This window comes from Patescibacteria group bacterium, from assembly GCA_024654625.1.
GTDB lineage: Bacteria > Patescibacteriota > Minisyncoccia.
The window spans coordinates 1-11,724 of sequence record JANLHB010000017.1 but is presented as its reverse complement, the minus strand read 5'-3'; the positions used below and the strand labels follow the sequence as shown (position 1 = coordinate 11,724).

General features: G+C 37.8%; 15 protein-coding genes. All 15 read right to left on the bottom strand.

Annotated elements, in window-relative coordinates; all coding sequences use genetic code 11:
• Positions 1-20: 20 nt before the first annotated feature.
• Positions 21-419 carry a 50S ribosomal protein L22 gene (gene rplV, locus NUV40_02035; protein ID MCR4342668.1) on the bottom strand — a complete coding sequence of 133 codons (399 nt, stop codon included), beginning with the start codon at positions 417-419 and terminating at the stop codon, positions 21-23.
• A gap of 125 nt (positions 420-544) precedes the next feature.
• Complete coding sequence (gene rpsS, locus NUV40_02030) at positions 545-889, bottom strand: 30S ribosomal protein S19 (GenBank protein MCR4342667.1); 345 nt, start codon at positions 887-889, stop codon at positions 545-547.
• A gap of 2 nt (positions 890-891) precedes the next feature.
• Entirely contained in the window at positions 892-1,734 is an 843-nt protein-coding gene (gene rplB, locus NUV40_02025; protein ID MCR4342666.1) for a 50S ribosomal protein L2, read from the bottom strand.
• Positions 1,734-2,147 (bottom strand): 50S ribosomal protein L23, encoded by a 414-nt coding sequence (locus NUV40_02020; GenBank protein ID MCR4342665.1) that lies wholly within the window; start codon positions 2,145-2,147, stop codon positions 1,734-1,736. The genes rplB and NUV40_02020 overlap by 1 nt, the downstream gene beginning before the upstream one ends.
• 195 nt (positions 2,148-2,342) lie before the next feature.
• On the bottom strand, positions 2,343-3,008 hold the full coding sequence (gene rplD / locus NUV40_02015) for a 50S ribosomal protein L4 (GenBank protein ID MCR4342664.1): 666 nt from the start codon (positions 3,006-3,008) through the stop codon (positions 2,343-2,345).
• A gap of 20 nt (positions 3,009-3,028) precedes the next feature.
• Positions 3,029-3,643, bottom strand: coding sequence for a 50S ribosomal protein L3 (rplC, locus tag NUV40_02010; GenBank protein MCR4342663.1), 615 nt, complete (start codon positions 3,641-3,643; stop codon positions 3,029-3,031).
• Positions 3,644-3,756: 113 nt separating this feature from the next.
• Entirely contained in the window at positions 3,757-4,119 is a 363-nt protein-coding gene (rpsJ, locus tag NUV40_02005; protein ID MCR4342662.1) for a 30S ribosomal protein S10, read from the bottom strand.
• 60 nt (positions 4,120-4,179) lie between these two features.
• Entirely contained in the window at positions 4,180-5,373 is a 1,194-nt protein-coding gene (tuf, locus tag NUV40_02000; GenBank protein ID MCR4342661.1) for an elongation factor Tu, read from the bottom strand.
• A 407-nt stretch (positions 5,374-5,780) separates the two neighbouring features.
• Entirely contained in the window at positions 5,781-6,869 is a 1,089-nt protein-coding gene (locus tag NUV40_01995; GenBank protein MCR4342660.1) for a hypothetical protein, read from the bottom strand.
• A gap of 90 nt (positions 6,870-6,959) precedes the next feature.
• Positions 6,960-7,205 carry a hypothetical protein gene (locus NUV40_01990; protein MCR4342659.1) on the bottom strand — a complete coding sequence of 82 codons (246 nt, stop codon included), beginning with the start codon at positions 7,203-7,205 and terminating at the stop codon, positions 6,960-6,962.
• Positions 7,206-7,223: 18 nt separating this feature from the next.
• Positions 7,224-8,264 carry a hypothetical protein gene (locus NUV40_01985; GenBank protein MCR4342658.1) on the bottom strand — a complete coding sequence of 347 codons (1,041 nt, stop codon included), beginning with the start codon at positions 8,262-8,264 and terminating at the stop codon, positions 7,224-7,226.
• Between the two features lie 156 nt (positions 8,265-8,420).
• Complete coding sequence (locus NUV40_01980; GenBank protein ID MCR4342657.1) at positions 8,421-8,957, bottom strand: prepilin-type N-terminal cleavage/methylation domain-containing protein; 537 nt, start codon at positions 8,955-8,957, stop codon at positions 8,421-8,423.
• 21 nt (positions 8,958-8,978) lie between these two features.
• Positions 8,979-9,503, bottom strand: a complete 525-nt coding sequence (locus NUV40_01975) for an inorganic diphosphatase (protein MCR4342656.1) — start codon at positions 9,501-9,503, stop codon at positions 8,979-8,981.
• A 108-nt stretch (positions 9,504-9,611) separates the two neighbouring features.
• Entirely contained in the window at positions 9,612-10,856 is a 1,245-nt protein-coding gene (gene nusA, locus NUV40_01970) for a transcription termination factor NusA (protein MCR4342655.1), read from the bottom strand.
• A gap of 100 nt (positions 10,857-10,956) precedes the next feature.
• On the bottom strand, positions 10,957-11,724 hold a 768-nt coding region (locus tag NUV40_01965), incomplete at its 5' end, for a hypothetical protein (GenBank protein MCR4342654.1).

The following is an 11,724-nucleotide window of genomic DNA, read 5'->3' as shown; positions in this document are numbered from 1 at the left end:
CTAATTTTCTAAACATTTTTTTATTTTATTAATTTGGATTTTGACATTGTTTCGGATTTCGCGCTTCGTGCTTTGGATTTTTTTTCTTGTTCTTGAAGAACAAGAGTGATATGGCTTGTTCTCTTTTTTATAAGAGCGGCTCGCCCTCGCGCCCTTGGCATATACCTCTTTAGCGCAGGCCCTTCATCTACCTTTATATCTTTAACATATAAATAATCTTTATCAAGCTTAAAATTATTTGAAGCATTAGCGACAGCAGAATTGACAAGCTTCATTATAAGCAAAGCTGAACGCTTCTTTGAAAAAGTAAGCTGAGATACCGCCTTCATTACAGGAAGGCCTTTTATCAATTCGGAAACAAGCCTTACTTTCCTTGGCGCTATTCTCAAATTATTTAATTGTGCTTTTACATCTTTCATATTAAAAATTAATCTCTGCTAAAAATCAAAACTTGATTTCCGAAAACTGTCCCTTGTCGTTTGGCTCTTGCAGGAAATTACAGTTTTGATTTTTCGCAGAAACTCTTAAATTTTATTATCTCATATTATTTTTTAACATTATCAGCAGGAGCTTTAGCGGCCTTAGCAGATGCTATCTCAGCTTCTTTCTTCTTTTGCTCCAGCTCTTTCTGCATCTTTCCTCCGTGCCTTATGAATTTCCTGGTCAAACTAAACTCGCCAAGCCTATGTCCCACCATTTCTTCCGTAACTCTCACTTCTATAAACTCTCTTCCATTATGAACGCCAAAAACAAAACCTACCATTTCCGGAGAAATCTGAGACCTTCTTGACCACGTCTTAACAATCCCCGTATTATCCGGTTTCTTTCCTTGAATCTTCTTTAAGAGTCTCGGCTCAATAAATGGTCCTTTTTTAATTGATCTTGCCATACTTATTTTTTCTTACTTTTTCTCCTGTTAACAATAAAAACATTTGAATATTTCTTTGATTTTCTCGTCTTTACTCCACGAGTACCCTTACCCCATCTGTTTTTAGGCCTTTTGGTTCCTTGCGGTTGTCTTCCTTCGCCTCCTCCGTACGGATGATCAACAGGGTTCATCGCACTTCCTCTTACTTTAGGACGCTTACCAAGCCACCTGTTTCGCCCAGCTTTGCCTTTATTTGCAAGCCTGTATTCCTCGTTTGAAACAGCCCCGATAGAAGCCCAAGAACCGCCTAAAACTTTCCTAATTTCGCTTGAAGGCATTTTCAAATGAACAAACCCTCCTTCACTTGCAATCACCTCAGCATAATTACCGGCACTTCTGGCAATCTTTGCTCCACCATTGGGCTTCATTTCCACATTATAAACAAAAGTCCCAACCGGAATCTTATTTAAAGGCAAACGATTACCGATAGAAAGTTCCGACTTCTCTGAAGTTATAATTTTAGCGCCAGGTTTTATGCCGTTCGGCAAAAGAACATACCTTCTTTCTCCGTCATCATACAAGACAAGACCTATAAACCCTGATCTGTTAGGGTCATACTCAATAGTCTCAATTTTAGCCGGAATGTCAAATTTATTATATTTAAAATCAATCTGCCTATAAAGACGCTTTACTCCGCCGCCCTTTTGGCCAGAAGTAATTCTCCCGCTAGAATTTCTGCCTACGCTCCTTTTAAAACCGCCTGTTAGGCTCTTTTTAGGATTCCTTGCAGTCAAAACTCCACTGTATGATACGGTGGACATATTTCGTCTTGATGGAGTTGTAGGCTTATATTTTTTCATAGTAATTACTCAGGAAGTTTATCTCCTGCTTTTAAATAAACAATCGCCTTTTTAAATCCTGGTCTTTTGCTTGGCCTTCCGCGATAAGAAACCTTTTTATATGGAGAATTAACAATATTAATCTTTACAGGGCTTACTCCGTATAGTTTCTTTATCTCATTTTTTACTATTATTTTATTTGAATTAGGGTCAATCTTAAAAGAATAAGCTCCATTTATAGCCAAATCGGTTGTTTTTTCAGTAACTAATTTTATAAACATCTTGCTATTGTCAACAGGCATTTTAACATTCTTTTCACTTTTTACTGCTTCATCTTTCTTTACTGCCGGCTTTTTAGTATTTTTTATGGTAGATTTAACAACCGCCTCTTTCTTAGGCTTTTTTTCTTCTCCTTTTTTAAACATTTCCAAAATTGCCATAATAAAAACAAAGACCTACCTACCGGCAGGCAGACCTACCTACCGGCAGGCAGGCTTATCTACCTTCGGGCAGACTATAAGGTCTAGAAAACATATTATCAAATTGAGCTTATTTGTCAACAAGCAAACTCTTAAATTCAAAAGTTGCTTAACAATTAAATACCGATGGCGACCAATATGATTTCAAAAAATAAACTAAACTTTTATGCGAGATTCTAAAACGCCAATAGAATCTTTAGTATTAAGCATTATCAAATATTTAGAAGATAAAATATCCAATATATTTAGATTCTTAACTTCTCCGACGCCAATACCGGAAATATTTCTAAAACTTAACGATGTATTAATATCTTTAGCAGGCATAGCAACAAGAGCGGCGTTTTTCTTTTTTACGATCAATTTTTCAAAACCTTTGATTTTAGATAAAGATTTCAATATACCAACAGCTTCTTTTGTCTTAGTCTTATCCAAATTTACTTTATCCAAAAATAAAATTTCATTATCGTTGAGTTTTCTAGAGAGAGCCACGAATAAGGCTTTCTGCTTCATCTTTTTATTTATCTTCTTAGTGTAATTCTTCTCGCTCAAAGGACCATGAGTTACGCCTCCGCCTTTCCAAATAGGAGACCTGGAAGAACCATGGCGAGCTCTGCCTGTTCCTTTCTGCCTCCAAGGCTTCTTTCCTCCTCCGGAAACTTCGCCTCGGCCTTTGGCATGCGCGATAGGAGCTCTTTTGTTTGACTGCATAGAAACAACAACCTGGTGAATCAAATCATCATTCCACGCCAAACCAAAGATATTTTTAGGAATTTTTATCTTTCCAGATTCTTCTCCTTTTTGATTATATATTTTTGTCTCCATAAAATTCTAATAGTCAGCGGTTATCCCCTAATCTCCAACAATGTCCCCTTTCTTCCCGGTATTGCGCCAGATACAAGCATCTCGTTATTCTCTTTATCTATTTTTAAAACCTTAAGATTTTTAACGGTAATCCTGTCCGATCCCATTCTTCCAGCCATTCTTTTTCCTTTGAAAACTCTCTGTACCCCACCAGCGCCAATTGACCCCGGCTCTCTCTCAGAATGTTTCTGGCCATGCGTCCTCGGTCCGCCATGAAAACCGTGCCTTTTAACAACACCCTGAAATCCTTTTCCTTTAGAAATACCGCTTACTTGTATTTTATCTCCTTCTTCAAACATAGAAACATCAATAATATCTCCTATTTTTATATCAGAATTCTCTTTTTTAAGCCTTAATTCTTTTAAATATTTAAAACCAACTTTATCAGGTGACAACTCGGCCAATTTCGCTTGAGGTTTTTTAACAATATTCTTTTTACCATAACCAAACTGAATAGCATTATATTTATCTTTTTCTTTGGTTTTTACTTGCGTAGCAATAATAGGCCCAGTGCTAATCAAAGTAGCCGGATAAGCCTTTCCGTCCTTATCAAGATATTGCGCCATATTCTGTTTTAAACCAAGAATAAATTTCATCCTGTTAAAATTATATTTATATATTACTAATATTTATGCGCTATGGGTTGACTCTTCTCATGTATCCGCCCAAGGCGGATTTAAGAAAATATACTCCTTTCACTCGTTATTTTCTATAACATTTTCACCTCTATATCAACGCCTGCAGGCAGATTAAGATTTGTCAGGGCTTCAATAATTTTTGGAGAAGGAGACACTATATCAATTAATCTTTTATGAACTCTCATCTCAAATTGCTCTCTTGCATTCTTATACACAAAAGAAGCCCTGTTTACAGTATATTTTTTTATCTCTGTAGGAAGAGGTATTGGGCCTAATATATTAGCATCATATCGCAAAGCAATATCCACTATCTGCTTTACGCTTGAATCAAGAATCTTGCTTTCATAAGCCCTAACTCTAATACGAAGCTTATTAGCCTCTTCTGTCTTAGATTCTTTTTTCTTATTTTCTTTTTTTGTTTTAACTGCAGTCATAATTATTTTTTTAATTAAACGCCCGTCATAAATCTGCCGGGCGTTTAATTAAAATTGGCCTTAAGCTATTATCTTAGTTACAACTCCGGCGCCAACAGTCTTTCCACCCTCACGAATAGCGAATCTTTGCTTTTCTTCCAAGGCTACAGGTGAAACAAGTTTAACTTTAAATGTGATCGTATCGCCCGGCATAACCATCTCAGTTCCCTCAGGCAAGGCCACATCTCCGGTAACATCCGTTGTCCTTATGTAGAACTGCGGTTTGTAACCTGTGAAAAATGGCGTATGTCGTCCGCCTTCATCTTTAGTCAAGATATACACTTCAGCTTCAAAATCCGTATGAGGAGTGACTGACCCTGGTTTTACCAAGACTTGCCCTCTTTCAATCTCTTCTTTCTTCAATCCTCTTATTAAGATACCGGCATTGTCTCCAGCCATACCCTCATCAAGAGATTTATTAAACATTTCAATACCTGTTACAGTTGTTTTCCTTGTGTCGCCAAGACCGACAATCTCAACTTCTTCTCCAACCTTAACTTTTCCTCTCTCAATTCTTCCGGTAACAACAGTTCCTCTTCCTTCAATTGAGAAGATGTCTTCAACAGGCATAAGGAAAGGCTGATCAATAGCTCTTACTGGCTCAGGTATATATTCATCAAGTTGCTTAGCAAGCTCCAAGACAGGCTTTGCCCATTCATCGTCAGCCGATGTCGCTTCAAGGGCTTTAAGACCTGACCCTCTGATGATAGGAGTAGTATCTCCCGGATACTCGTATTTGTTTAGAAGTTCTCTAATCTCAGCTTCCACCAAGTCAATCATTTCAGGGTCATCAACCATATCAACTTTATTCAAGAAAACGATAATTGAAGGCACTCCAACCTGACGCGCAAGCAAAATATGCTCTCTTGTCTGAGGCATGGCTCCGTCCGTAGCGGCAACTACAAGTATTGCGCCATCCATCTGAGCGGCTCCGGTAATCATATTTTTAATATAATCAGCGTGCCCTGGAGCATCAATGTGCGCATAATGCCTTTTTGGTGTCTCATATTCACTGTGATGCAAAGCAATGGTAATACCTCTTGCTTTCTCCTCTGGAGCTTTATCAATCTCGTCAACCTTCTCCAATTTTACTTTATTTCCAGCCAAATTAAGCACGTTCAAAATAGCGGCTGTTAAAGTAGTTTTACCGTGATCAACGTGGCCGATAGTGCCAACGTTTAGATGCGGCTTTGTTCTCTCAAATTTCTCTGCCATATTAGCTAAATTAGTTTTTAGGCCTGTTAGGCCGGGGGATTAGCGCTTAATTGACCACAAACGCTCATCTCTAATTACCCGTTTATAATTAATAATTTTAATACTTAAAATAAAAAACTACGCAAGAATGCGATTAATATATTCTACTCAAATTGAAAATTATGTCAAATTTCTGTACTCGTCCACCAGCTCATTTCACACAAAGGACAATCCTTTGTGTACTTATCAATATATCCAATGTCGGACAATGTCAGACGTCCGACGTCTGACATTAGGTATTATTATTTATCCAGTGTCACCTTTGAAGGTTAACTAAAAAGTCTTTGGTTAAAACTAAACGGCTCAATCTTCCGCGGAGGATTGAGCCGTTTAGTTGTCCAAGGGGAGTCCTTGGATGATTTGGTTATTTACTTTTCGCCTGCTTTTTCAAGCATTTCAAAGACTTTTTCGTTTCGCAACACCCCAAAAGCATAATCCCTGACACGCTCTCTCTCTATCTCTTGCCCGTGTGCTTGGTAATGCGCTACTATTTTATCAACCTCTGCCTCTAGCTCTTCGTCAGACACATTTACATTCTCTTTTATGGCAATTTCTCTTAAGATAAGCCCGAAAGATGACCTCTTTCTAGCATCTTCATTCCATCCATTTAATACCTCTTCTTCTGTCTTCTTAAGATGACCAAGGTAATCTTCCCATTTCAAACCCATTTGATCCACGCTCGCTTTCATCTCAGCGAGCATTTTGCCCTTTTCTGACTCAATAAGTATATCAGGAACCTCTAATTTTGATTTCTCTATGATTTTTTCTATCGTTTCAATCCTCTTCTTCTCCTTATTCTTCATCTCCTTATCAATCTTTATATTTTGAGCTATTTTTTCTCTAAAATCAGCTACGTTCTTGAAATCACCTAGTGTTTTTACAAAATCATCTGTAAATTCAGGCAATACAGGTTCACTTGGCCTTTCTTTCCCCTCTTCGCCTTCGCCAATTGACGAATGAGAACCCGCATCTTCAGTTTTCGTTACTTTCGCCCTTGATTTTCTTATGTTTTCTATCACATCATCAACTTCTTTGTCTCCCACTTTAATCTCTTCTTTCACAGACATCACTTTCTCCGCAATTGGCCTCCAACCAGCAAGCTCTATCTCAGGCAATACAATCGTTTTTATTTTAAATCCTAAGGGATTATCTTTGGCGATTTTTGTAATAGTAATCTCCGGCCGACCGATAGCTTCTATCTTATTATTTTTTATTATCTCCGGATAAGCTTTACTCAAAGCTCTTTCTGCCATATGTTCCAAAAAGACGGGTTCACCTATCTTTTCTATCAAAACTTTCTCTGGTATATTTCCCGGTCTGAAACCGTCAATTTTAATACTCTTGCCAAGTTCTGAAACAGTATACTTCCTTTCCGCCTCAAAATCCAAAGCGGGGATCTCTCCATCTATCTCTACAACTGAGCCTGGCAGTTTTTTAATTTCAATTTTTATATCCATAGATTTTACAGTCTAACAAAAAATTATTATTTTGCAAACAACCCCGTCGCTTACGAGCGACGGGGTTGTTTCATAGCTAATCAAATAAAATTAAAGACTTTGAAGCTCAGTGTCAATTGCCTGAAATTCTTTATCTAAGTCGCCTAAATCTATACTATCAATAGCCTTATTTATGCTAGCGGTAGTATCATCTTTATTCAAGTTAACTTCAATCTGTTCCGTTGTTATAGGCTCTGGTTCCGATTTTTGGGGTTTAACATAATTTAAGTACCAATAAATCAATCCACCTGCGATAATTATTACCAAAATCGGTATTATAATATTTTTTTTCATCATAATATTTTTAAATTATTATTAATTATTTGAAGAATTATCAGAAGTTGTCGCGTTATTATCATCTTGACTGTCGTCTTCTTCCACTTCATATTCGTCAACCTTAGGGATATGAGCCAAACCTACAGCGGCTTCCCTTATTGCAGTATGCGCATTTTTTACTGCCTCCTTAACAATTTCAAGATCGCCATGAAGCAACTTGCGCGTTTCTGACACATCAAATTTTAGCTTATCTTCCGTTGTAATATCAATTGAATAAACCTTTCCCGCCTGTTCTGCAACACTGACCCTCGCAGAATCTATCGCCGTTTCTGCATTAACAATAAGCACTCTTACGCTTGAAACATCAAGCCCATGAGCCTCTGCCTTATCGGCACGAGAGCTAATACCCTTTAGAACATCTTCCATTTTATCCAAGACATTTGAAAAGTGTTCTATCATTCTTTCATTTAATTTCTTTATCTGTCCATCAATTTTCTCAATCGCATTTTTCTTTCGTTCGTCTTTTATATTCAGAAGACGAGCTTTTAATTCCTCTCTTTTTTGCTCAATCTCTTTTTTAGCTTCTTCCCTTTTGTTTTCAATCTCTTTTTTATACTCTTCTCTCTTTCTTTCAATTTCATTCTTCAACTCTTCTCTCTTCCCTTCAAACATTCTAATCTCCTCTTTATTTAATTTCCTTATCTGTACGGCCACCTCCTTCAAACCTCCGGCCTTATTATTGGCATTAATACGTAGATTATCCTTCCCATCAATTTCTCCATTAATACTACGAGCTTCAATACGCGCTTTTTCAATCTCTCTCTTTTTTTCTAATATATTTTGCTGAGTTTCAATTTGTCTTTTTTCAAGCTCTTTTTTAAGCTCCGCTCTCTTCTCTTCAAGCTCTCTGATGCTCTCAGAAGTGATATTTTGGCTGCCGTCTATCGTCTTCACAGCATTCACTTCAGCCGAGAGAGTAGCCGATGACGGAGACAACTCGGCCTTTACTATAAAAGCAAACGAAAATAAAGATAAAACTAAAAATATCTTCGCTAACTTACTAAAAATCTTATTATCCATATACTATTTTATTGATTAATAACTTATAATATTTTGCTATTTAAAAAAAAATAATTAACATATTCATTATAAGAGGTCTTAATAATTATTAAAATTAAGAATGTGGATAACTTAAGATTGTATTATCTTTTTATTATTAGATTTTTGAAAATTCATTTATTTATTAAGAATCCTAGTGAAAAAATTCGTTCCACAATCGCTCCGATATTCAGAACTGGCTAATTCTGGACCGATATAAGCATAAAGAACAATAGTCCCCGCAGGGCATTTTGCCCCCATGTCCCATGTAATCGGATTATAAAAAGCATAATAACGATCACCCGCTACGCAAGATGGGCCATTCGTATTCAAAGGATCAATGGGTGCTTTTATATAAGGTCCTAACTTTGCCGGACCATCAAATCCACTGCCCCAAGCCCCGGAACAAGTATCGTGCCCTCCAAGAGGATAATCTCCGTTATCATCAAAATAAAGCTCCAATGCCTTTTGGATTTCATTCATATCTGTTTCTCTCCTTATATCCCTTGCCCTCATCCTAGCGTTACTTAAAGCGACTGTCGCTATAGTGGCAAAAAGACCGATTATTGCAATAACCACTAATAATTCAAGTAATGTAAAACCATTATCCCCCAGAGGAAATCCTATCCGTAAATTTTTATCTTCATTTTTTTCTATTTTATTAATGCCGAGCATTATAATAGTATAATAACTTTATTAAGAAGGATATTTTTCTTTATAGAGATTAAACGAATGCTCTATGGCTTCAAGAGCCTTTTCTCTTCCTTCCCATTTTTCCACTAAGACTTCTTTCTTCTGAAGATCTTTATAAACTTTAAAGAAATGCTTTATTTCTTCCAAAATATGAGGCTCAAGGTCAGAAATATCTTTAATATTATTAAATCTCGGGTCTCTCGCCGGCACAGAAAGAATTTTTGCGTCGCCTTCTCCATCATCTTTCATATCAAGAATTCCGATAGGACGCGCATCCACCAAGCACCCTGGCACAAAAGGCTCGTGAGATATCACAAGTACATCCAGAGGATCGCCGTCATCCCACAAAGTTTTCGGCACGAAGCCGTAATTTGCCGGATAATGCATAGGAGAATATAGCACCCTGTCAACTTTAATAAGCCCTGAATCTTTATCAAGTTCGTATTTTATACGCGAAAGTTTAGGTATCTCAATGACTACATTAAGTTTTTCCTTTTCGCCTGGTTTTAGATCATGCCAAAGATTCATACGCTTTGCTTAATTTTCAATCTCCAATCTCCAGTTTTCAATATTTGGAAATTGGATCATTGAGAATTTATTGTAAATTGATTATTGATAATTGGTAATTTATTACTCTTATTTTTCTTCTTTTAATTCTTCCTCGATCTCAACTTCTCCGTCTTCATCCACTTTAGCCACAGACTCTCCGCTCCTTGAATGAATGTCAAGCTTCCATCCGGTCAACTTCGCCGCAAGGCGAACATTCTGACCACTCTTCCCTATGGCAAGCGAAAGTTGGTCCTCATCAACTATGACCTTAGCCTCTTTCTTCCCTTCTTTTATTTCTACATCAATGATTTTAGCGGGGGAAAGTGAATTAGCGATGAAGACTTCAGGTTCAGCCGACCATTCTATTATATCTATCTTCTCACCGCCTAGTTCTGAGATGACAGCCTCAACCCTTACCCCTCTTTGGCCTACACATGAGCCGACAGGGTCAATTCCTTCTTGATTTGCAGTAACGGCAATCTTGGAGCGAGAACCGGCTTCTCTGGCAATATTTTTCACTTCAACCAAACCGGAAGCAATTTCCGGAACCTCTATCTCAAAAAGTTTATAAACAAAACGAGGATGTGACCTTGAAAGATAAATATTGATTCCCCTAGGCGCCTTTTCTACCAAGTAGAGCAATGCTTTAATCCTTTCTCCAATCCTGTATCTTTCGCCTTTTATCTGTTCATCGCGAGTGATGATACCGGTCGTGCGTCCAAAATCAACAAAAACATTGTTATTCTCAATACGCTGTACAATACCGCTTACTATCTCATCTTGCTTATCATCAAATTCTTTAAGAATTGATTCTCTTTCTGCCTCGCGTATGCGCTGGATGATAACTTGCTTGGCTGTTTGCGCGGCGATTCTCCCGTAATCATCCTTATTCTCAAGAGAGAAAATTAGTTCCTCGCCCGGCTCAACATTCTTCTTAATCTTCCTTGCTTCTTCTATCATTATATGATGTTCAGGATTAAAATTAACCTTAGTTTCTTCACCCCCTTCTGGAGTAGCTTCATCTAACGTTTCCGTCTTACTAGAAAACTTGGAGACAGAGTCTCCAAGTGAAATTGGAGACTCTGTCTCCAAGTGAACTTCGTTTTCAGGCTTCAACATAGACTCATCAACCACTATTTTAACTTGAGAAAATTCTGTCTTCCCGCTATTCAAGTCAAAAGTAGCGCGAATAATCTGCCCTTTCTTGCCGTAATCTTTCTTATACGCAGCCGAAAGAGCGTCTTCTATAGACTCTAAAATTTTTTCTTTTGGAATTCCACGTTCAGCTTCTAATTGCTCAAGAGCGGAATTTAATTGTTTTAAATCAAACATGTTATATTTTTTTTAAATTTTAAAAATAAAGTCCGCTTCTTTGAAGAACGGACGATATTTTAACTATAATTCTATACGAGATTATTGTCAAACTTTATGACTATCTTCTGGTTTGAGTTTTGTATCCAACATATCCACAACTGTAGCCGATATCACTCTCAAGGCATCCTGTCCCAACATTAACCGGCCTATAACTACTACTTGACCAAGTACTCGGATATACCCATTGACCCTGATTACTAACCATACGGTAAACACAATAATTATTGAACGTATACGAGGAGTCATAAGCCCTGGTACCACTACCATTCACACCTGTTTGTCCAGTCCTTGTAAGCCAAGCATTGCAAGACTCACCGGGATTACCTTCTCCTGTCGTATTAGCCCATTGCCTTACATCAACAGCTACCGAATCAACTCCACTGCCAAACGCATTATTACATGTTAATGTGGAAGTAACTGATGAAGCAGGTGATATAACTTCACTGCCAGATATTGCCTTCCCTCCTGACCACCCTCCTGAAGCGGCGCAAGCGATAGCGTCAGTAGATGTCCATGATAATGTAGTAGACTGACCTGTTGCAATAATGGTAGGTGAGGCACTAATATTTACAGTTGGAGGAGTGCCAGTAACAACCGTTCCCGTTGTCAACGATTTCCATTCTGTCCCGTCATATCCTAAAAAATCTGCACCATCAAATCGTATAGTTCCCGGGTCTGTTACAGAAGTGTTGCCTATTATTATTCCACCCCCAAAATATCCGCCACTCATAGAACCCAAGCCCCCGTCAACCCATAAGAAACCTGTCTTTGTCTGACTTGTGTTGCTTACGTTTATTGGTGCTGACACATTTCCACCTGGCGGAGC